The 19,833-nt window shown below is 71.5% G+C and carries 18 protein-coding genes and 2 pseudogenes; 12 read left to right on the top strand and 8 right to left on the bottom strand.

Annotated elements, in window-relative coordinates; genetic code table 11:
• The first annotated feature begins 9 nt into the window (after positions 1 to 9).
• The 6 genes from CR470_RS03720 to CR470_RS03700 all read left to right on the top strand — a co-directional run bounded on the left by CR470_RS03720 (position 10) and on the right by CR470_RS03700 (position 6,594).
• On the top strand, positions 10 to 1,314 hold the full coding sequence (locus tag CR470_RS03720; RefSeq protein WP_097866137.1) for an ABC transporter substrate-binding protein: 1,305 nt from the start codon (positions 10 to 12) through the stop codon (positions 1,312 to 1,314).
• Positions 1,315 to 1,467: 153 nt separating this feature from the next.
• A complete protein-coding gene (locus CR470_RS03715; protein WP_097866136.1) occupies positions 1,468 to 2,445 on the top strand; it encodes a carbohydrate ABC transporter permease in 978 nt (325 codons plus the stop codon).
• Positions 2,442 to 3,362: a carbohydrate ABC transporter permease gene (locus CR470_RS03710; protein ID WP_097866135.1), complete on the top strand. Its 921-nt coding sequence runs from the start codon at positions 2,442 to 2,444 to the stop codon at positions 3,360 to 3,362. The genes CR470_RS03715 and CR470_RS03710 overlap by 4 nt, the downstream gene beginning before the upstream one ends.
• A gap of 143 nt (positions 3,363 to 3,505) precedes the next feature.
• A complete protein-coding gene (locus CR470_RS03705; RefSeq protein WP_097866134.1) occupies positions 3,506 to 4,930 on the top strand; it encodes a GH1 family beta-glucosidase in 1,425 nt (474 codons plus the stop codon).
• Positions 4,931 to 5,701: 771 nt separating this feature from the next.
• Complete coding sequence (locus tag CR470_RS40280) at positions 5,702 to 5,827, top strand: hypothetical protein (protein WP_257138397.1); 126 nt, start codon at positions 5,702 to 5,704, stop codon at positions 5,825 to 5,827.
• Positions 5,828 to 6,003: 176 nt separating this feature from the next.
• On the top strand, positions 6,004 to 6,594 hold the full coding sequence (locus CR470_RS03700) for a DUF417 domain-containing protein (protein WP_097866133.1): 591 nt from the start codon (positions 6,004 to 6,006) through the stop codon (positions 6,592 to 6,594).
• A 222-nt stretch (positions 6,595 to 6,816) separates the two neighbouring features.
• Here CR470_RS03700 and CR470_RS03695 read toward each other — a convergent pair whose 3' ends face one another.
• Positions 6,817 to 8,658, bottom strand: a complete 1,842-nt coding sequence (locus CR470_RS03695; protein WP_097866132.1) for a serine/threonine-protein kinase — start codon at positions 8,656 to 8,658, stop codon at positions 6,817 to 6,819.
• Positions 8,659 to 8,925: 267 nt separating this feature from the next.
• On the opposite strand from CR470_RS03695, the gene CR470_RS03690 reads away from it, so the two are divergent.
• A complete protein-coding gene (locus tag CR470_RS03690) occupies positions 8,926 to 9,609 on the top strand; it encodes a DUF4232 domain-containing protein (protein ID WP_097866131.1) in 684 nt (227 codons plus the stop codon).
• A gap of 81 nt (positions 9,610 to 9,690) precedes the next feature.
• Here the strand turns inward: CR470_RS03690 and CR470_RS03685 are convergent, their stop codons facing one another.
• Positions 9,691 to 10,638: an NAD(P)-dependent alcohol dehydrogenase gene (locus CR470_RS03685; protein WP_097866159.1), complete on the bottom strand. Its 948-nt coding sequence runs from the start codon at positions 10,636 to 10,638 to the stop codon at positions 9,691 to 9,693.
• 124 nt (positions 10,639 to 10,762) lie between these two features.
• Here CR470_RS03685 and CR470_RS03680 point away from each other — a divergent pair, with 124 nt between their 5' ends.
• Positions 10,763 to 11,437, top strand: coding sequence for a TetR/AcrR family transcriptional regulator (locus CR470_RS03680; RefSeq protein WP_097866130.1), 675 nt, complete (start codon positions 10,763 to 10,765; stop codon positions 11,435 to 11,437).
• Between the two features lie 268 nt (positions 11,438 to 11,705).
• On the opposite strand, the pseudogene CR470_RS03675 reads toward CR470_RS03680, so the two are convergent.
• A pseudogene (locus tag CR470_RS03675) lies at positions 11,706 to 11,951 on the bottom strand (helix-turn-helix domain-containing protein); the annotation flags it as partial.
• 56 nt (positions 11,952 to 12,007) lie between these two features.
• On the opposite strand from CR470_RS03675, the gene CR470_RS03670 reads away from it, so the two are divergent.
• A complete protein-coding gene (locus tag CR470_RS03670; RefSeq protein ID WP_257138396.1) occupies positions 12,008 to 12,427 on the top strand; it encodes a cupin domain-containing protein in 420 nt (139 codons plus the stop codon).
• Between the two features lie 49 nt (positions 12,428 to 12,476).
• Here the strand turns inward: CR470_RS03670 and CR470_RS03665 are convergent.
• Together CR470_RS03665 and CR470_RS03660 are read right to left on the bottom strand one after the other, a co-directional pair.
• Positions 12,477 to 12,620, bottom strand: a pseudogene (locus CR470_RS03665) (winged helix-turn-helix transcriptional regulator); the annotation flags it as partial.
• 13 nt (positions 12,621 to 12,633) lie between these two features.
• Positions 12,634 to 13,908, bottom strand: a complete 1,275-nt coding sequence (locus tag CR470_RS03660) for a mannosyltransferase family protein (RefSeq protein WP_179892119.1) — start codon at positions 13,906 to 13,908, stop codon at positions 12,634 to 12,636.
• A gap of 233 nt (positions 13,909 to 14,141) precedes the next feature.
• Between CR470_RS03660 and CR470_RS39345 the strand changes: the two genes are divergently transcribed.
• The gene (locus CR470_RS39345; protein WP_179892118.1) at positions 14,142 to 14,366 is read left to right on the top strand and encodes a hypothetical protein; all 225 of its coding nucleotides are present in this window, start codon (positions 14,142 to 14,144) and stop codon (positions 14,364 to 14,366) included.
• A gap of 234 nt (positions 14,367 to 14,600) precedes the next feature.
• Here CR470_RS39345 and CR470_RS03650 read toward each other — a convergent pair whose 3' ends face one another.
• Together CR470_RS03650 and CR470_RS03645 are read right to left on the bottom strand one after the other, a co-directional pair.
• Positions 14,601 to 15,101, bottom strand: coding sequence for a SigE family RNA polymerase sigma factor (locus CR470_RS03650; RefSeq protein ID WP_097866127.1), 501 nt, complete (start codon positions 15,099 to 15,101; stop codon positions 14,601 to 14,603).
• 100 nt (positions 15,102 to 15,201) lie between these two features.
• Entirely contained in the window at positions 15,202 to 16,014 is an 813-nt protein-coding gene (locus CR470_RS03645; protein WP_097866126.1) for a hypothetical protein, read from the bottom strand.
• Between the two features lie 358 nt (positions 16,015 to 16,372).
• Between CR470_RS03645 and CR470_RS03640 the strand changes: the two genes are divergently transcribed.
• Together CR470_RS03640 and CR470_RS03635 are read left to right on the top strand one after the other, a co-directional pair.
• The gene (locus CR470_RS03640) at positions 16,373 to 17,191 is read left to right on the top strand and encodes a hypothetical protein (RefSeq protein ID WP_179892121.1); all 819 of its coding nucleotides are present in this window, start codon (positions 16,373 to 16,375) and stop codon (positions 17,189 to 17,191) included.
• A gap of 55 nt (positions 17,192 to 17,246) precedes the next feature.
• The gene (locus CR470_RS03635) at positions 17,247 to 17,834 is read left to right on the top strand and encodes a Uma2 family endonuclease (protein ID WP_097866124.1); all 588 of its coding nucleotides are present in this window, start codon (positions 17,247 to 17,249) and stop codon (positions 17,832 to 17,834) included.
• Between the two features lie 16 nt (positions 17,835 to 17,850).
• Here CR470_RS03635 and CR470_RS03630 read toward each other — a convergent pair whose 3' ends face one another.
• Entirely contained in the window at positions 17,851 to 19,785 is a 1,935-nt protein-coding gene (locus tag CR470_RS03630; RefSeq protein ID WP_097866123.1) for an ABC transporter ATP-binding protein, read from the bottom strand.
• Between the last annotated feature and the right edge of the window lie 48 nt (positions 19,786 to 19,833).

Below are 19,833 nucleotides of genomic sequence, written 5' to 3'. Positions count from 1 at the left end.
GAGCTTCCCATGCCCATCGCCCGAGCCGCCAAGAGAGCCACCGCCCGCCTCGGCGCGGTCGTCCTCGCCGGGGCCCTCCTCGCCGCCTGTGGATCAAGCGACTCGTCGGACTCCTCCGACAGCGCGGGCGGAAAGGTCACACTCAACGTGGACCTCTTCGGGTCCTTCGGCTTCAAGGAGGCCGGGCTGTACGAGGAGTACCAGAAGCTCAACCCGGACGTGACGATCAAGCAGAGCGACACCCAGGACGAGGCGGACTACTGGAAGTCGCTGCAGACCCGCCTCGCGGGCGGCGGCGGTCTCGCGGACGTGCAAGGGGTCGAGGTGGGCCGCATCGCGTCGGTCACCCAGCAGCAGGCCGACAAGTTCCAGGACCTGAAGGAGTTCGGGGCCGACAAGCTCAAGGGCGAGTTCGCCGAGGCCAAGTGGTCGGCGGCGACCACGAAGGACGGCAAGATCCTCGGCCTCGGCACGGACGTCGGCCCCGAGGCGATGTGCTACCGCACCGACCTCTTCAAGCAGGCCGGGCTGCCCACGGACCGCGAGGAGCTCGCGAAGAAGTGGGCCACGTGGGACGGCTACCTGGAGCTGGGCAAGCAGTACAAGAAGAAGGCCCCCGCCAAGAGCGCCTGGCTGGACAGCGTCGGCTCGCTCTACGGGATCATGATCGGCCAGGAGAAGGAGCGGTACTACGACGCCTCCGGCGAGCTGATCTACGAGAAGAACCCGGCGGTCAAGGAGGCCTGGGACACCTCCGTGGAGGCGGCCGAGGCGGGCCTGAGCGCCAAGCTCGACCAGTGGTCCCCGCAGTGGAACCAGGCGTTCGCGGCCGGTTCGTTCGCGACGATCCCGTGCCCGGCCTGGATGCTCGGCTACGTCAAGGGCCAGGCCGGCGACGCGGGCAAGGGCAAGTGGGACATCGCCAAGCTCCCCGGCGGCGCGGGCAACTGGGGCGGCTCGTACCTCTCCATCCCGCGTGCGGCCAAGCACAAGGAGGAGGCGTACAAGCTGATCGAGTGGCTGACCGCTCCCGAGCAGCAGGCGAAGGTCTTCCAGAAGCAGGGCAACTTCCCGTCCTCGACGGGCGCCATCGAGACGATCGCGGACGCCAAGGACGAGTACTTCTCGGGCGCCCCGATCGGCCAGATCTTCGGTGACGCGGCCAAGGAGTCCCCGGTCCAGGTACTGGGTGTGCACGACCAGAACGTGATGCAGCAGATCACGAACGCGCTGAGCGAGGTCGAGCGCAAGGGGACGTCGTCGGACAAGGCGTGGCAGACGGCGAAGAAGGGCGTGGACAACGTGATCGGCTGACGCCGCCCACCACTGTCCCCCTCTCCTCCTCCCGCCTCCCTCCCCGGGGCCGGCCCGCCCCGCGCACAGCGGCGGTCCGGCCCCACCCCCGTACCCCTCCCCCGGCGCCTCTCCTCCGCACCCTGCCCGCTCCCGATCCCGAAGGGCCGCACCGTGTCCCTCACCGCCACCGCGAAGGCCGGGCCCCGCCCGTCCGGAACCGGGTCCGGCCCCGACGACGGCCGGGCCGCCGCCCTCCGGCGCACCTGGCGCAAGGCCTCCCCGTACGCCTACATCGCCCCCTTCTTCACCCTGTTCCTGGCCTTCGGGCTCTTCCCGCTCCTCTACACGGCGTTCGTCTCGCTCTACCGGGTCGAGCTCCAGACGAGCGGCGAGATGGAGTGGCGGGGCATCGCCAACTACACGGCGCTGTTCACCGACGAGTACTTCTGGATCTCGCTGCGCAACACGTTCACGATCGGCGTGCTGTCCACGGTCCCGCAGCTCGCGATGGCACTCGGCCTCGCCCACCTGCTCAACTACAAGCTGCGCGGCCGGACCTTCATCCGGACGGCGATCCTGCTCCCGTACGCGACGTCGGTGGCCGCGGCCACGCTCGTCTTCGCACAGCTCTTCGGCCGCGACTTCGGGCTGATCAACTACGTGATCGGGCTGGTCGGCTTCGACCCGGTGGACTGGCAGACCGGCACGGTCGCCTCGCAGATCGCGGTCTCCAGCATCGTGATCTGGCGCTGGACCGGATACAACGCGCTGATCTATCTGGCGGGCATGCAGTCGATCCCGCACGAGCTGTACGAGGCGGCGGAGATGGACGGGGCTTCGCGCTGGCGGCAGTTCATCCACGTGACGCTGCCCGGACTCCGCCCCACGATCGTCTTCACGGTGATCATCTCGACGATCGGCGCGACGCAGCTCTTCGGCGAGCCGCTGCTGTTCGAGGGGTCGATCTCCGGCGGCATCTCGCACCAGTACCAGACCCTCGGCCTGTACATGTACGAACAGGGCTGGGGCTTCTTCCACCTGGGCCGGGCCGCGGCCATCGCCTGGGTGATGTTCGTCCTGATCGTGGTGCTCGTCGGGGTCAACGCCCTGATCGCGCGCCGCCGTTCACGCAAGGAGGCCGGCCGATGACCGCGCTCGCCGCACCGCCGACCGCGCCCGGCAAGGGCCGCCCGCCGCAGGACCCGCCGGGCAGGCGGGCCCGCAGGGTGGGCAAGGGGGGCGCGGGCCGGACGATGAAGGGCGGCTGGCTCTCCTACCTCATCCTCGGCTTCGCGCTGCTGATCTCCGCCTTCCCCTTCTACTGGACGATCGTCGCGGCCAGCCGGTCCAACGCGGACCTGGCGCAGGTCCCGCCGAGCCTGCTGCCCGGACCGAACCTCATCAAGAACTTCGACGCGGTACTCGAAGAGGCCGACATCGGCAAGGCCCTGCTGAACTCGCTGATCGTGTCCGGTTCGATCACGCTCGGCACGGTCCTGTGCTGCACGCTGGCCGGATTCGCCTTCGCCAAGCTGAAGTTCCGGGGCCGGGGCGCGCTGCTGACGCTGACGATCGGGACGATGATGATCCCGCCGCAGCTCGGCGTGATCCCGCTCTTCATGCTGATCGCCGAACTCCAGTGGGTGAACCAGCTCCAGGCGGTGATCCTGCCGGGTCTGGTCTCGGCGTTCGGGGTGTTCTTCATGCGCCAGTACCTGGTGCAGTCGCTGCCGGACGAGCTGATCGAGGCGGCCCGGGTGGACGGGGCGTCGACGGCCCGGATCTTCTGGTCGATCGTGATCCCGATCGCGCGGCCGGGGATGGCGGTGCTCGGGATGCTCACGTTCATGACGGCGTGGAACGACTTCTTCTGGCCCATCATCGCGCTGTCCTCGCAGGAACCGACCGTGCAGGTCGCGTTGCGTCAGCTCGGCGGCGGTTACGTCAACGACCAGTCGGTGATCATGGCCGGCACGCTGCTCGGCACGCTGCCCGTGCTGCTGGTCTTCGGCCTGCTGGGCCGGCAGATCGTCGGCGGCATCATGCAGGGCGCGGTCAAGGGCTGACGTCGTACGCCGCCCCGCCCTGCCGGGAACCGCCCTGCGGGAACCGCCCTGCGGGGACCACCCTTCCCTGCCCCGCCCTGGGGACCCTGCCCCGCCCCTCCTACGGGCCCCCGCCCCTCCCTCACCTCTGGAGTGTCAGTCTCATGACCGCTGTCGATGCCCGTCCGGCGACCTCCACGGAGCCCCGCCCCGAGACCGCGGCGGAACTCCGCTTCCCCACCGCGTTCCGCTGGGGGACCGCCACCGCCGCCTATCAGATCGAGGGCGGAGCCACCGAGGACGGCCGTACGCCGTCCATCTGGGACACCTTCAGCCGGACGCCCGGCAAGGTGCGCAACGGCGACACCGGCGACATCGCCGCCGACCATCTGCACCGGATGCCGGACGACGTACGCCTGATGAAGGAACTGGGCGTCACCGACTACCGGTTCTCCGTCTCCTGGCCCCGGGTCCAGCCGACCGGCCGGGGCCCGGCCGTGGAGCGCGGCCTGGACTTCTACCGCCGCCTGGTGGACGAGCTGCTGGCGGCCGGGATCAGACCGGTCGCCACGCTCTACCACTGGGACCTGCCGCAGGAGCTGGAGGACGCGGGCGGGTGGCCGGAGCGGGACACGGCACACCGGTTCGCGGAGTACGCGGGCCTGGTGGCCGGGGCGCTGGGCGACCGGGTGGAGACCTGGACGACGCTCAACGAGCCCTGGTGCGCCGCGTTCCTCGGGTACGGGAACGGGGTCCACGCCCCCGGCCGGACCAGCGACCTCGCGGCCCTGCGCGCCGCCCACCACCTGAACCTGGCGCACGGCGCGGGCGCCCGCGTCCTGCGCGGCCTTCTGCCGGACACCGCCGAGATCTCCCTCACCCTGAACCTGCACGCGCTGCGCCCGCTGGCGGACACGGAGGCGGACCGGGACGCGGTGCGCCGGATCGACGCGGTGGCGAACCGGATCTTCCTGGACCCGGTCTTCCACGGCCGGCTGCCGCAGGACCTGGTCGAGGACACGGCGGAGGTGACGGACTGGTCGTTCGTCCGGGACGGCGACCTGGAGGTGACGTCGACGCCGATCGACTCGCTGGGCATCAACTACTACTCCCCCAGCGTGGTTTCGGCGGGCGCGTCGGAGTCCCCGTCCCCGTGGGCGGGCGCGGAGCGGCATGTGGCGTTCACCCCGGCGGCCGGCCCGCGCACCGCGATGGACTGGCCGGTCGACGCGAACGGTCTGTACGAGCTGCTGACCCGCCTCCGCGACGAACTCCCCGCCGTTCCGCTGCTGGTGACGGAGAACGGGGCGGCGTACGACGACTACGCCGACCCGGAGGGCGCGGTCCACGACCCGGAGCGGGTGGCGTACCTGGACGCCCACCTGACGGCCGTGCACCGGGCGATCACGGACGGGGTGGACGTACGCGGGTACTTCCTGTGGTCGCTGCTGGACAACTTCGAGTGGGCGTACGGCTACAGCAAGCGGTTCGGCATCGTGCACGTCGACTTCGCGTCCCAGCGCCGCACGGCGAAGGACAGCGCGCGGTGGTACGCGGAGGTGATCGCGCGGGGTGGGCTGGAGCGCTGAACCGGGGGCGGGGCGGCTGATGGCCGGTTACCGGTACCGGCTACCGGTCGCACGTCACGGATGACCGGTTACGGGCTACGGGCTACGGGCTACGGGCTACGGGCTACGGGCTACGGGCTACGGGCTACCGATAGCGGGTTACACAGGGGCTCGGGGCGGCACGCGCCCCGAGCCCCGACGCGTGTCCGGGACATACCCGGCTGGGTGCCCGGCCGCACGGTACGGGCCATGAGAGTTTTCTCCCGGAATCAGCGGGGCTAATTTCGGCCGGATGAATCACCGGTGAAGTCCCGCGCGCCGACGAGCAACGGGCCCGACCGGTGACGGAGCGCCCGCATGGCGCGAAGAGGCCGTGGGAGTACGGCCCGCAACGCGCCCCCGGAACGCGCCGGGGCCCGGAGCCGACGGAACGAGGCTGCTCAGCCGAGGGGTGGGCCGGAGTCTGTCCGGGCCGGTGAGCCGGGCGGCGGCCCGTCGGCACGGTCGGCCCCGGCCGCCCGCCCGGCCGATCCCCGGACGCCGAGCGCTCGCGCGCCCACCACCGGCACCCCTGATGCAACTTGGCGCGAACGCGTGGCCTCCAACAGAGCCCGCTCCGTAAGCCTCTTGACCTCCAGACCCCCATCCGTATGGTCTAGACCAAGCAGTGAGAGGCAGTCGGCGGTGGTGTTCACACGCCGCCCCTGCCTCGCCCACGTACCCGGCCAGGCGCGTTCTCCCCTCCCATCCACACCGTCCAGATCCTCCTGATCCGCCAGCCGAGGAGAACCCATGAGCAGCCAGAGAACGCCGGCCGCAGTGCTGGGGACGGAGTACGGCCGGGCGCCGGGCGCCACAGGCGGCAGCCACCGCATCACCGTCGGCGTGCCGCACGCCCGGATCGCCGCCAACGGCTGACAAACAGGCTGACAACAGCCCCCCGGGGCGACGGGCCCGAACGAGAGGCCCCGTCACCCCGTGCGCCGAAGCGACAGAGCCGACGCTTCCCGCACACGCCCCACAGGCGCCCGCGCACCCGCGCGGGCCGCCCATGCACGCTTTCCCACCCCCACGGACACAGCGGGAGATCGCACATGAGGAGCCACATCGCCGAGCCGAGCCTCCCCCCGCCCGGCAGCGCACCTGCACATCCCGCCCACAAAGCGGAGTTCGGACGCGAGCGTCCGACGGCAGCCGGCGCACGCGCCCTTCGACGGCTGGCCGACCACGTCAACACACACGCCCTGGCCCTGCTGAGGCTGACGGTCGGGATCGTCTTCCTCGGCTTCGGCGTCCTGAAGCTGTTCCCCTCGGCCAGCCCCGCGGAGCAGATGGCCGTGGACGCGGCCACGAAGATGACCCTGGGTCTCGTACCGGAGACGGTGCTGCTGCTCTCCCTCGCGGCACTGGAGACGGCCATCGGGATCGGCCTGATCACCGGTGGCCGCCTGCTGCGTCCCGCCCTCGTCGCGTTCTTCCTCCACATGGGCGGGGTCTTCTCGACCCTCTTCCTCCTCCCCGACGCGATGTGGCAGCCCCACTCCCCCGCGCCGACCATGGAAGGGCAGTACGTCGTCAAGAACGTGGTCCTGGTGGCCGTGTGCCTGGTCGTGGCGGCCGACGCGTGGGGAAGCAGGTCCAGGTCGTCACGGCGGCCGGACGGGCCCGACCGCGAACAGCGGTAGGACCGGCACGCGCACAGGCCCGCCGCCGTCCTGAACGACGGACGGAGCGGGCTCTTGTCTCCGGATTCCGCAGGGATCAACCATCAAGTCGGCCCTCGCCCCCGCCCCTGTACTCGGGAAAGAGGACCACCGCCCCACCGTGCCACGCGCACCCGCACGGTGGGGTTTCCTGATCGACCGGCCCCGGGCGGGCCGCCCCCGGTCGTCGTGGTCTCCGCCGTGTCAGTCCGCCTTGACGCGTCGGATGATCCCTCCGTCGAAGTCAGAGATGAGCATCCCACCGGTCCGGTAAGCACCGTTGGCATAGATCAATATCGCCGCCTGCCCGTCGTACCAATCGAAGATCACGTAGGTGTCATCGGGGTTGGGCTCCAGCACACCCAGTTCGGTATGGGCGATGCGGAGGAGGCGGGGCAGGGCATCCCAGTCGACCCGGTCGAGGTCCAGCAGGTGATGGCCTTTCAGAATGCCCACATTGCCCTGAAGAGTGCCCTGGCCGTGCTCGTACGAGAAATTGTCGAACACCTTTTTGCCCGGCACTATCTCTTTGTCCAGAGGCGCATGGCCCGAAGCCCGGTCCGGGCGCAGGTCGAACATGGGGAGCACCTTGGTCCCCCCTGTCAGCGCCTCCATCTTCTTGAGGACTCTCCGGGCGCCGGCGGGGGTGAGCAGATCGGTGTCCTCTTTGGGCGAGGGAGTGGGCGAGGGAGTGGGGCTGGAGGACGGGGAGGCGGAAGGACCGGCCGTGGGTGTGCGGACGCCGGAGGGCGTGGACGAGGCCCCGGCGGACGGCTTGTCGTCACCGCCGAAGGCCGGTGCGTACTCCCTGGCCAGCAGCCCGATCACCAGAGCGCCCAACAGGGCCGCCGGGAGCACGACGCGTCGACGGGACCGTCCGGCGGCACCCGTACCGTGCACGGGGGGCTGGCTCGTCTCCGCACCGGAACCCCCCGCGCCATCGGTCCCGCCGTCCGGTGGCGGGCCGGTGCCGGGCTCCAGCGCGGCAGGCGGCTCGGGGCCGTCATGCACCGGCCCGGCGGCGTCGGGACCGGGGTCGTCGCTCGCGGGCGGCCCAGAGGCAGGGCCGGAGGCGGGGGAAGGGGCGGCAGGGGCCGCCGGCTCCGTGGGCGTGTACGGAACCGCGGCCGGGGCCTCGGCGGCCGTCTCGGCGGGGCCGACCAGTACGGGTGACGCGGCGACGATGCCGTCGACGACCGTCGTGACACGAACACCGGCGGCCTGCGCGAGGAGTTGGTCGAGGGACTCCGCGTCGGGCCGGGAGGCGACGTCCTTGACGAGGACGGACCGCAGCACGGGGCCGAGGGAGCCCGCCCGCCGGGGCGGCGGTACGTCCTCCTCCAGGATCGCGGCCAGCGTGGCGAGGGTGGACGAGCGGTGCATCGGGTGGTGCCCCTCGACCGCGACGTACAGCATCATCGCCAGGGACCACAGGTCCGAGGACGGATCGTCGTCATGGCCGCGCAGGCGTTCCGGGGCCATGTAGTCGGGTGAGCCGATGAGTTCGCCGGTGTTGGTGAGGCTGGTGGCCTCACGCACGGCGGCGATGCCGAAGTCGGTGAGCAGGGGCGTGCCGTCGGCACGCACCAGTACGTTGCCGGGCTTCACGTCACGGTGCAGAATGCCCGCGCCGTGCGCGGCCCGCAGCCCGGCCAGCACGCCCCGGCCCAACCGCGCCGTCTCGGTGGGCGTGCACGGCCCGCGCTCCAGCCGGTCCTGGAGCGAGCCGCCGGAGATCAGCTCCATCACCAGCCAGGGGTGCGCCACCTCGGCCGAGCTCACGATGTGGTGGATCGTCACCACGTTGGGGTGGCTGATCCGGGCCAGTGAGACGGCCTCGCGCAGCACACGCCTGCGCAGCATCTCCGCCGCGTCGGGACGCAACCGCAGCAACTCCGGATCCGGCGGGCGCACCTCCTTCAGCGCCACGTCCCGGTGCAGGACGACGTCGCGCGCCCGCCACACCAGCCCCATTCCGCCGCCGCCGAGCCGCTCCAGCAGTTCGAAGCGCTCGTCGATCACACTTCCCTCGGATCCCGCAGTCATGGGCGGAACAGTACGGCACGGATTGATCACGTCTCCGTGGTTCCGATTACCGCCGAACTCGCTTACTGCACACACTCGTTGCCTCTGTCCATTCCGGTCCCGAGCAGCCCCGCCGCCACGTATGCGGCCCGAATCCAACGCCGTCTTATGGAACCGAATCGCCGGGACAGGACCCGGACATTCACAAGATCATTCAAGAACGATCCCGCCCTAACGTCGTGGTGGTCAGCAGGAAGCACCGCAAACGACACACCGCTGGAGCTCACGATGCGCACGCGTCTCGCCACCCGTTCCGCCCGTCTCGTCCTGGCCGCCGCTGCCGTGACGGCTCTCGCCGCCACCACCGCCTGCGGGCCCGAGGACCCCGCGGAGAACGGCGCGGCCGCCCCCACCGCCGCCTCCTCCCCCGCCGAGGGCGAAAAGGGTGAGTCCCCTTCCGGGGAGAGCGCCACCGGCGACGACAGCACGCCGGCGAGTGGCTCCGAGTCCAGCGGCGGCACCGACGACACGGGCGAATCCAGCACCGGCGACAAGAGCGGCTACGGCCAGTCCTGCGGCACCAACGACCTGGACCTCACCGTGACGTGGGAAGCCCAGCCGTTCAGCCACTACCTGATCACCGCCAAGGCCAAGTCCGGCATCACCTGCTACCTGAACGTCAACACCCCCAGCGTCTCCTTCGGATCCGGCGCGGACGGCGTCGCCTCACCCGTGGGCCAGGGCGGCGAAGACCCCATCAAGCTCTCCGGCTCGTCCGTCGCGTACGCCGGTATCAACGTCAAGTCCACGGAGGGCGAAGGCGGCAAGCAGTTCGAGCACGTCATCATCGCCACCACCGAGGAAGACCCCGACCCCGCCCAGGTCGAGCTCCCGGACACGGCCACGGTGGACAAGCCGCTCGTCTCGAACTGGTCGACCAAGCGCAACGAGACGGCCCCCAGCATCATCTGACGGACCGGACGCGCCATGCGCGCACCCGACACGCGCGCACCCGACACACGCGCACTCGACAGGCGCCCGCCGAACGCCGCGTCACACCACATGAATCACGTGCTTGCCCCGCACCCCGCCCGCCTCCAGGGCGCGGTGGGCGGCGGCGATCTCCGCCAGCGGGTGGACCGTGTCGACGACGGGTCGCAGGTCTCCGCGTTCCACGTAGGCGGCCAGCTCGGCGAGCAGGTCGTGCTTCGGGTTGCCGCTGAAGAAGCGGACCCGTCGGCCTCCTTGAACGGCCGAGCCCACGATGTAGCCGATGCTCCGGACCGGACGATCGATGTCGAACGCGATGGACACCAACCGACCGTCGGCCGTCAACCGTTTCTGCAGCGCTCGGTGTTCGGTGCCTACCGTGTCCAGGATGACGTCGTAACGGTCCAGGCCGGCCAGAGGTGTCGCCCGGTGGTCCAGCGCCTCGTCCGCGCCCAGGTCACGGACGAAGCCGAGGTTCTTCGCGCTCGCGAGACCGGTGACGTGCGCGCCGAGGGCCTTGCCGAGCTGGACGGCGACGCTGCCGACGCCGCCGGAGGCCCCGCGCACGAGGAGGCGTTCGCCCGCCCGCAGACGGGCCTTGTCGCGAAGGGCGGTGAGGGAAGTGGTGCCGCCGGCCAAGAGCGAGACGGACTCGGTCAGGGTGACGTTCTCGGGGGCGTACGCGATCTGGCGCGGGCGGACCGAGACGTACTCGGCCGCGCTGCCGAAGGTGCGCCCCAGGAGGCCCCAGACCCGGTCTCCCGCTCGCAGCCCGGTGTCCGAGGCGTCCACTTCGGCGACCTCGCCCGCGAAGTCGAGGCCGGTCCGCTGCGGGAAGCGGCGGCCGGTGACCAGGCGGACCTTCCCGGCGCGGCCGTGCAGCTCGCCGCCGTTGACGCTCGCCGCGTGGACCCGGACCAGCACGTCGCCCGGCCCGCGTACCGGCACCCGCACCCGGCCCTCGTAGAGGACCTCGGGCGGACCGTAGCTGTCGTAGAGCGCAGCGCGCATGTCGTTCACGGTGGAGATTCCTGTCCTGTTCCGTCGGTGTGCAGTACGTCCTCTTCGCCTTCCTCGCACTCCACGGTAGGCGGCTAAACGGAAGACCCCCTCCATTTACCCTAAAGTGAGAGACATGCCGGCTCAGCCTTCTCACAACCCGCCGCCGACCGGTTCGGGCCCTGCCACCGACGCCCTCCGGGCGGACGCCCGGGAGAACCGGGAGCGCATCCTGCGGGCCGCCCGCGAGGCGTTCGCGCTGCACGGCATCGACGTGCCGATCAGCGCGATCGCGCGGCGGGCGGGGGTCGGCGTCGCCACCCTCTACCGGCGCTTCCCCACCCGCGCCTCGCTGATCACCGAAGCGTTCGCCGAGCAGCGCGCCGAATGCGTGGGCGTACTGGACGAGGCGCTGGAGGACCCGGACCCGTGGCGCGGCTTCTGCACGGTTTTCCTGAAGGTATCCGCGATGCAGGCCGCCGACCGGGGCTTCACCCACGCGTTCCTGTCCCGTTTCCCGGGCGGGACGGCTTACGCCGGGGAGCACGACCGGGCGGAGGAAGGGCTCGCGCTGCTGGTACGGCGGGCACAGGAGGCGGGAGCGCTGCGCCCGGACTTCGACGTCTCCGACGTGGTGCTGGTACTGCTGGCCAACAGCGGCGTGGTGAACGGGACAGGCCCGGAAGCCGCCGCAGCCTCCCGCCGGCTGGTCGGCTACCTGCTGGAGTCCTTCCGGGCGACGCCCTTGAACCACCCGCTCCCACCGGTCGCGGGGCTGGAGTTGGACCGGCTCCATCAAGCGCCGGGGTGAACATCCGTCCCCTGACGGCACCCAGTCCTCCACGTCTGGCCCGAACCGGCCGATCAGCCTACTTGACACCGGAATTGACCGAGCATCGCCTGTTGGGCTGACCCTTTCGGGAGGGAGGAGCGGCGGCATGGGCAGACGCTCCCAGCCTGCCTCCTCCTCCGAAGGCGATCCGCCCCGCCCACCTCCCCGTCAGGAACGTCAGCGCGACGAGTCTCGTCACCGGTGCGGTTACACGACAGCGACCAGCCGGTGGCGTTCAGCGGGGCTGTTATCTGGGCTCTGCCCGAAACGCCCGGCGATAGGCGCCCGGCGTCGTGCCCAGGGTGCCGAGGAAGCGCCTGCGGAGGTTGGTGGCCGAGGAGAGCCCGACGCGGCGGGCGACGGTGTCCACCGGGAGATCGGAGGACTCCAACAGCTGTCGGGCCGCGACGATCCGCTGGGCGAGGAGCCACCACCCCGGGCTGGTGCCGAGCTGCTCGGTGAAGCGGCGGGCCAGGGTTCGAGCGGAGCAGCCGGATAACGTCGATCGAGACACTGGGCGGGACTCCGACGGCCGACGAGGCTTGCCCCATGAGGCCACAGACGGCACAGACGGCACAGACGGCACAGACGGCACAGACGGCACAGACGGCACAGACGGCACAGACTACTCGGTGCGGGCGGGCGGGCGGGCAGCTGCCCGGCTATGTGTGGTCCGCCGTGCACGACGCCCCCACACGTGAACTCTTCCCCGGCATTCGGCTGCGCCCCCTGTGGAGTGGCGAGAACGGCGCGCAGGCACACGTCCTGGAGATGGATCCGCACACGTGCTGGGAGGGTGTCGACGTCCACGAGCCGGGGCCGGAAGAGGTCTTCGTGGTTTCCGGTGTCTTCAACGACGGCCAACGGGACTACCCCGCAGGCTCGTTCATCCACGCTCCCGCAGGCTCCTCGCACATCCCGCAGACGTCGTCGGGCTGCACGCTCTTCGTCTTCTATCCCGAGGGCTGAGCGCCTGAGTGGCTGAGCGCCTGAGCGCCCGAGTGCTTGCCGTGACCGGTCACGGCAGGTCTTCGAGGCGCTCCAGGTGCTCCTCGCCCCAGCCGAGCGGCATGGGCGCGGCGACGAGTGAGCGGCCGAAGTCGGTCAGCGAATACTCCACCTTGGGCGGGGCCTGCTCGTACACCTCTCGATGCACGAGCCCGGGCGGGACGTACTCACCCCGCCCACCTCCCCGTCAGGAACGCCAGCGCGACGAGCGTCGTCACCGGTGCGGCCACACTCAGGTACGCCGTCCTGAACCACGGCCGCCGCAGGCTCAGCGCCGCCAGGCCGATCCACAGGGGCCACCACAGCAGCGTCGCGCGCGGGATCGACGTGTACCAGTACGAGGTGCCCAGGGCCCAGAGGCTGAGGGCCACGTACAGCGCCTCGGGCCAGCGGCGGCGATACAGGAGTACGGCCACCAGCGCGAGCCCCACCAGCATCGCCACCAGCTCCGCCTGGAACATGAACGCGTAGCCGGTCGTCTGCGTGTGGCCGAACGCCCCGTTCCAGGTGTTCGTCCACGCCTCCCACGGGGTGTGGAACGTCCGGTACCACCCGCGTTCCTGCGCGTGCTTCCAGGCCATCCAGTCGCCGGTGTGCGCATGCAGGTACCAGCTGTACGCGGCCGGGGGCAGCGCCGGGAGCAACGTCCAGCCCGCCGCTCGCCACCCCCGCCGGTCCCGCCTCTCCCGGGCGGCCAGCACGAAGAGCAGGGCGATGGCGGCGGCGAGGAAGAGGCCGCTGACGCGCACCGTCGTCGCCAGCGTCGTCAGTACGGCGGCGAGCACCCAGCGATGCCGCACGGCGGCGAGCCAGGCGGGCAGGGCGAACGCGAGGAACAGCGCCTCCGTGTAACCGGCGCCCAGGAACACCGCGCAGGGCGAGAGCAGGAAGAGAACGGCCGTACGGCGGCCCGCCGCGTCCTCCGGCAGATACGCCCGCGCGATACGGGCCAGGGCCAGTACGGCCACCGCCCCCGCGACGAACGAGATCAGCAGCCCGGCCGCCGTCCAGTCCGGTACCACCGTGTGCACGGCACGGAGAAGGAAGGGGTAGCCCGGGAAGAAGGCCTCCCGGTTGTCCCAGCCGCTCGTCCACGGGCCCGCACCGGCGGGGAAGTAGCCGTCGCGCGCTATATGGAGGTAGTGGTTCGCGTCCCACTGCTGGAAGGGCGCGAGGACGGGCGCCGCCTCCCGCGTGCCGGAGCGGGCCGGAAACAGCCGGCGGGCGAAGTGGGCCGTGATCCACAGGGATATCCGGGTCAGGAGGTAGAGCCACAGCACCGCCCGGTCGGCAGGGGTCAGGCGGGCCGCCGCCCTGCGGAGCCGCCCCGCCCGGGGCTCGGACCCCGCCGCGATCCGGGGCTCGGGGCGCGAGGGCGTCCGGGGCTCGGGGGGTACGGGCCGGTCGGCAGGAGGCCGCAGCCCGGGGGAGAGCGTGGACAACTGAGGCACCTTTCGGCCGCGCCCCGCGGATACGGCGAGGCGTACGGGATCGCCCGGTGAGACGGCCGGGGAACGGAAGGGGAAGGAGGGAGGGGCGACGGGGAGGAGACGGGGAGGGAACGTAAGCGGGCGGGGCGGGCGGGGCGGGCACCGCCCGTCGGTGTCAGGACATCGACGTCGCCCCATCGGTCGTCGCCGACGGCGTGGACGTCGGCAGCTTGGGGGTAGGCGGCATGGAGGCCGGCGGCAGTCGCGTCGTGCTCGCACTCGCCCCGCTGCTCGTACTCGCACCTCTGCTCGTACTCGTACCCGTGGGTGGTCCGCCCAGCCCGGTGTACCGACCCGACGGCGCCTCCGTCCCCGAGCTCCCCGTGCCTCCCGGCAGCGTGGTGTTCGGCGTCGGCGGCAGTGACGGCGGCCGCGTCGACAGCCGGTCCGACGGTACGGGCGACGGGTAGCTGGGCGACGGCACCGTGGCCGGGGCGACCGGCCCCGGCCGCACCGGCAGCAGGCTCACCGCGACCGCGCCACCTCCGCCGACGGCCAGGCACACGCCCACCGCGACCACGGCCATCCGGCGTCGCTGCGCGCGCATTCCGCGTTGCGTGATGCTCGACGCCGCGTCCGCGTCGGAGCGGGTCTGCCCGAACTCACCGGCCTCCCGGAACAGGGACCGCAACGGATCCCGCGGGTCAGACATCAGGAGCCTCCTCGATGCGGGGGTCGTGCAGACGGTGGGCGAGCGCCGCCCGTCCGCGGACCAGATGCGTCTTGATCGTGCTGGTGGAAAGCCCGGTCTCCCCGGCGATCTGCTCGACCGTGAGGTCACACAGGTAGTGCAGGGTCAGCGTCCGCCGCTGCTGCGGGGGCAGTTCCCGGAGCGCGCCGACCAGGACCACGTGGCCCGGGCCCGGCGGCTCCACGTGCCCGAGCGCGCCGCTCCCCCGGCCCCAGGCCTCGGCCGAACGCCGCCGGAACCGCCAACGGCTCACCGCCAGCCGCCAGGCGACCGTACGGATCCACGCCTCGGGCTGCCCATCACGATCCAGCCGGCCGCGCCGGACCCACGCCTTGACGAACGCTTCCTGCACGACGTCCTGCGCCTCCTGGAGGTCGCCGGTCATCACGTACAGCTGGCCCGTGAGACGTGCGACCGCCTGTGCGTAGAACTCTTCGAACTCCTCGACGGTCAAAGGTTGCTCCCGGATCTTTCGCTTCACCGGGTATACGCCCGCCGCAGGTCATCCGGTCGACACTACCCAGGAGAAATCGGAGGTGACGGTCGTCACAGCGTCACAGCGGTCGAACGGCACGGCGCAGCGCGACGATCGCGGCCGACCGGACATCGTGCCCGTGCTGTTCCATCCAGGCGAGCCACGCGTCGATGTCGTCGTCCATGTCGGGCTCCTCGCCCTTCCCGGGGTCGGCCGTCCGCTGCCGCAGCCACGCGACGGCGTCCTCCCGCCGCTCCACCGCGTGAGAAGCCAGCTCGCCCACGGCCAGCACGAGTTGCTCCGCCACCGACAGGTCGGGCTCACCCTCGAACCGGGCCAGGAAGCGGTCGACGAGGTCGTCCGCCCGGTGGGTGGCCCGTGCGAGTACGGCGGCCACGCCGGCCCGGATGTCTTCGTCGCCTTCCACATCCTCGGCGAGGAGCGGCAGCAGCGCGTCGACCGCCCGCTCCCAGGCGGCTGGCCAGGCGGCGGGTGCGGTGCGCCACCATCCGCCGGGCCCCGGCCCGGGTGCCGCGGCGCGGGCTTCGTTCCCGGCGCGGGCGAGAACGGCGAGCGTCTCCAGGATCTGCGGACGCACCTTCACGGCCGGGTCCCGGACGGCCTCGACGAGGAACGGAAGCACCTCGGGTGCCGCGGGCCGCACCGAACCGCCGTCGCCGGAGCACGTGAAGTGAAGGGCGGCGTGGGCGTTATGGGCCGTTCGCAGATCGGGGGACCAGAGCCGCTCCAGCAGGTCCGGCCCGTACTGCCCCTCCGGCTTGGGGATGGCGGGGTCGATCACCTTCGTCCAGTCGACCTCCGCGGCGAACCGGGCCGTCAGCTCCGCACCCGCACCCGCGCTCGCGTCCTGACGGTGCTCTGAGTCCTTCATACCGCCCCCGTTCCGCCTCGACCTCCCGAAGCTCAAGCCGTGAGATCCGAGCGCTCTTAACAAGGATGGGGTGGAGGGGTCAGTTGTCCCACCCACCCACCCCATCTGGCTGCGAATTTGACACTTTGTGATCGAGTTGCGACGCACGGTCGCCAGGCTCTAGCGTGCGGAGGACCTGGACCAAAAAAAGTCGACCCCCACCGGTGCTCCAACACCGACAGGGGTCTGACCACCGAAGATCGAACCGTCGAAAGAAGCGATCCCCATGGCTGCCAGCCAGTTTAGTGATGCCCACCGCGCCCCGCGCGAGACCCCGCCCGCGAGCCTCTCCGCGAACCTCCGTCCTGGCCCCCACCCCCTGGCCAACCCCGGCTACGGCAAGCGCTCCGCCCCCGGCGAACGCCCCCGAACCGACCGGGACTTCGCCCACCTCCTCCCCCGCGACGCCGCCGTCGCCGCCTACATCGACCGGCTGCCCGACGGCTCCGACGTATCCGTGAAGACCCTGGCCAAGCACCTGCCGTACGGCCAGTGCGCCCTGCGCACGACCCTCAACCGGCTCCAGGACGCGGGCCACCTGCGGCGCGGCAGCGAGTGCGTGATCACGGACAAGGTCATGCTCTGGGTGACCCGGACCTTCTTCTCCCGCACCGCACGCGAGGACGACTGGTGGAACGCCTACACCCGGGGTGACGCCCCGCCGGACGAGCCCCGGCGGCCGACCCGTTCGCGGGCGTTCATCCTGCTGGCGGCGCTCGGCCGGACCGCCCCCGCGCTGACCCTGTCCGCCGCCGACTGCGTACACCTGGAACCGCAGGTCAGCGAGTGGTTCGCGCGGGGAGCGACGGAGGCGGAGCTGCTGCACGCGCTCACCGGCGGGCTGCCGTCGCCCGTCCACTGCGCCGCCCGCCTCGTCGAACGGCGACTGCGCGACAAGCTGCCGCCCGAGCGGGTCCTGCCCGGCCCCCGTACGGTCCTGCGCACCCTGGAGTGCGGTGAGTGCGGGGTCCCCGGCAGCCCCGAAGCGCTGCTCGGCGGCCTCTGCCGGCCGTGCCGGGGGCCGTCCCCGCAACCGCCGGTCGGCCCGCCGGGAGCCGTGCAGCCGCCCGGTGTACGGGACCGGATGAACGCGGTCCGGGCGGGCCTGATCCCCCGGTCCGAGAGGACATACCGATGAGCGTGCAGCTCACCCCCAGACCGGACAGGGCACGATGGAGGGGAGAGTCGACGCCATGACCCCCAGCACCGCCGATCACGTCCCGCACGCCCAGCTGTCCGTCGAGGACTTCGAGCAGCTCGCCCGCACGTCCCCCGAGACCGTGACGCTTGAACTCATCAACGGAAAGCTGGAGTTCAAGCCCGTGCCGGACGGGGACCACGACGAGATCATCATGTGGATCGCGATGCAGTGCATGCGACAGCAGCCGGAACTGCGGCTGTACCGCGAACGCGGACTGCGGATCGGCGGATACCGCAACGGCCGCGCCCGCCCGGACGGCACTCTGGCCCGCGCGGGCCGGTTCGCGGGTGATGGCCAGTGGTCGAGCCCGGACCGCATCCTCATGACCGTCGAGGTGACGTCGCACGACCACGACACCGACAGCCGTGATCGCACGGAGAAGCGTGACGGGTACGCGGCGTCGAACATCCCGGTGTCCCTCTTGATCGACCGCGAATCGGGCACCCTCGTCGTCCACAGCGAGCCCGACAAGTGCCGCTACCGGCAGCAGCACTCGTACGACCACGGCGAGGCCGTCCCCCTCCCCGGCCCCGTCGACATCACCCTGGACACCGAGGAGCTCAAGGACTACGCCCGCTGAGCCTCCGCCCCGTCCCTCACCGCGCGTCCGCCGCGAGCTGGGTCGTCGCCAGCTCGCGGTACAGGTCGTCCCCGGCGATCAGCTCCTCGTGCGTGCCCGCCGTGCGGACCCGGCCGTCCTCCAGGACCACGATGCGGTCCGCGTGCCGGACGGTGGAGAGGCGGTGCGCGATGACCAGCACCGTGGTCTGCTCCGCCAGTTCGAGGATCACGTCGCGCAGCGCCTGCTCGTTGACCGCGTCCAGCTGCGAGGTCACCTCGTCGAGCAGCAGCAGGCGAGGGCGGCGCAACAAGGCCCGGGCGATGGCTATCCGCTGGCGCTCGCCGCCGGAGAGGGTGACGCCCCGGTGGCCCACCGCCGTGTCCAGTCCCTCCGGCAGCCGGTCGACCAGGGTGTCCAGGCGGGTACGGGACACCGCCTCCGTCAGGGCCTTCTCCTCGGCGTCCGGGGCGGCGAAGACGAGGTTCTCCCGCAGCGTCCCGGCCAGGACCGGCGCGTCCTGTTCCACGTACGCCAGCGAGCCCCGCAGCTCGGCCAGCGGCCAGTCGCGAATGTCCCGGCCGTCCACGGTGATGGTGCCGGAGTCGTGGTCGTAGAAGCGTTCCAGCAGGCTGAACACCGTCGACTTGCCCGCCCCGGACGGGCCCACCAGGGCGACCAGACCGCCGGTCGGAACCTCGAACGTCACGCCCCGGTGCGCGGGCGCCCGCTCGTCCCCGTACCCGAACGTCACGTCCCGGAACGTGACGCCGAGGGGAGTCCCGGGGATCTCCTGCCGTACGGCTCCGGGCAAGGCGGCCGGTTCGCCCGGCAGCGACTCGACCTCGTCGATCCTGCGCACCGCCGCGAGCCCGCTCTGCAGACCCGTCCAGCCCTCGACCAGACCGCCGATCGGGCCCATCAGATAGAAGAGGTAGAGCAGGAACGCGATCAGCGACGAGATCTCCAGCGAGCCGGAGGCGACCCGTGCGCCGCCCACGCCCAGCACCGCCAGGAACGCCAGCTGGATCGACATCGCCATCGTGACGTCGGAGACCGACGACCATCGCGCCACCGAGACACCCCGGTCGTGCGCGTGCCGGGCGGCCGCCGCGACGGCCGCCGTCTCCCGCTCCTCCGCCCCGCTCGCCTTGACCGTGCGGAACGCCTGGAGCACCCGGTCCAGTGCCGCGCCCATCGCGCCCACGGACTCCTGGGCGCGGAGCTGGGCCCGCTGGATGCGCGGCATCAGCAGGGAGGTCACGGCTCCGATGCCGACGATCACCACCAGCGTCACGCCGAGCAGCGTCAGGTCCATGTACGCCATGAAGCCGATCGTCCCCAGCAGCATCAACACACTGTTGAACGACTCGACCAGGCCACTGGAGAGGACCGTCCGCAGGAGGGTCGTGTCGCTGGTCACGCGTGACTGGAGGTCGCCCGGGGTCAGCCGGTCCACCGCCGGGACCTTCAACCGCATGATGCGGCCCACGAGTTGGTCGCGTGCCCGCAGGACGACGCCTTCTCCCGTACGGGACATGAGATAGCGCCCGTACGCGGAGAGGCAGGCTCCGACCAGCACAAGCGCGGTCAGCGCGACGAGTGGCCCCGCGGGCGAGCGGTCGGCGGCGAACGCGTCGACCGCGTGCTTCGCCATCAACGGCATCGCGAGACCCGCCGCGGACCCGGCGAGCGAGAGCAGGCCCGCGCGGACGAGAACGCCCCGGTGCGGACGGACCCGGGAGAGGAGGAGGCGGAGAGGGGAGGGGCCCGCACCCGGCTCGCCCTCGGTGGAATTTCCGGCGGACTCCCGCTCCACGGTCTCCCCGGCCCGCTGCTCCACGGCCCCCCTGGCCCGCTGTTCCACGGTCCCCCTGGTCGCCTGCTCAACGGGCTCCCGCAGCGCGCCCTCCCCCTCAGGCCCTCTGTCCTCGCCCTCGCCCGCTTGCGTCGTCCCCGCCACCGTGCTCACCCGGACCCCCTCCGTCTGCCGTCACCATCATCAAGGGACGCAGATCCG

This window comes from Streptomyces sp. rh34 (genome assembly GCF_002551245.1).
Lineage (GTDB): Bacteria > Actinomycetota > Actinomycetes > Streptomycetales > Streptomycetaceae > Streptomyces.
This window is presented reverse-complemented; position numbering and strand designations above follow the sequence as displayed.

What these genes read in the sequence shown, in the direction of transcription:
- CR470_RS39345 (WP_179892118.1), top strand. Translation starts at nt 14,142, where the DNA reads ATGGAGGCCGGCGGCAGTCGCGTCGTGCTCGCACTCGCCCCGCTGCTC.
- CR470_RS03695 (WP_097866132.1), bottom strand. Translation starts at nt 8,658, where the DNA reads ATGACTGCGGGATCCGAGGGAAGTGTGATCGACGAGCGCTTCGAACTG.
- CR470_RS03705 (WP_097866134.1), top strand. Translation starts at nt 3,506, where the DNA reads ATGACCGCTGTCGATGCCCGTCCGGCGACCTCCACGGAGCCCCGCCCC.
- CR470_RS03710 (WP_097866135.1), top strand. Translation starts at nt 2,442, where the DNA reads ATGACCGCGCTCGCCGCACCGCCGACCGCGCCCGGCAAGGGCCGCCCG.
- CR470_RS03635 (WP_097866124.1), top strand. Translation starts at nt 17,247, where the DNA reads ATGACCCCCAGCACCGCCGATCACGTCCCGCACGCCCAGCTGTCCGTC.
- CR470_RS03690 (WP_097866131.1), top strand. Translation starts at nt 8,926, where the DNA reads ATGCGCACGCGTCTCGCCACCCGTTCCGCCCGTCTCGTCCTGGCCGCC.
- CR470_RS03670 (WP_257138396.1), top strand. Translation starts at nt 12,008, where the DNA reads ATGAGGCCACAGACGGCACAGACGGCACAGACGGCACAGACGGCACAG.
- CR470_RS03700 (WP_097866133.1), top strand. Translation starts at nt 6,004, where the DNA reads ATGAGGAGCCACATCGCCGAGCCGAGCCTCCCCCCGCCCGGCAGCGCA.
- CR470_RS03685 (WP_097866159.1), bottom strand. Translation starts at nt 10,638, where the DNA reads ATGCGCGCTGCGCTCTACGACAGCTACGGTCCGCCCGAGGTCCTCTAC.
- CR470_RS03720 (WP_097866137.1), top strand. Translation starts at nt 10, where the DNA reads ATGCCCATCGCCCGAGCCGCCAAGAGAGCCACCGCCCGCCTCGGCGCG.
- CR470_RS03680 (WP_097866130.1), top strand. Translation starts at nt 10,763, where the DNA reads ATGCCGGCTCAGCCTTCTCACAACCCGCCGCCGACCGGTTCGGGCCCT.
- CR470_RS03645 (WP_097866126.1), bottom strand. Translation starts at nt 16,014, where the DNA reads ATGAAGGACTCAGAGCACCGTCAGGACGCGAGCGCGGGTGCGGGTGCG.
- CR470_RS40280 (WP_257138397.1), top strand. Translation starts at nt 5,702, where the DNA reads ATGAGCAGCCAGAGAACGCCGGCCGCAGTGCTGGGGACGGAGTACGGC.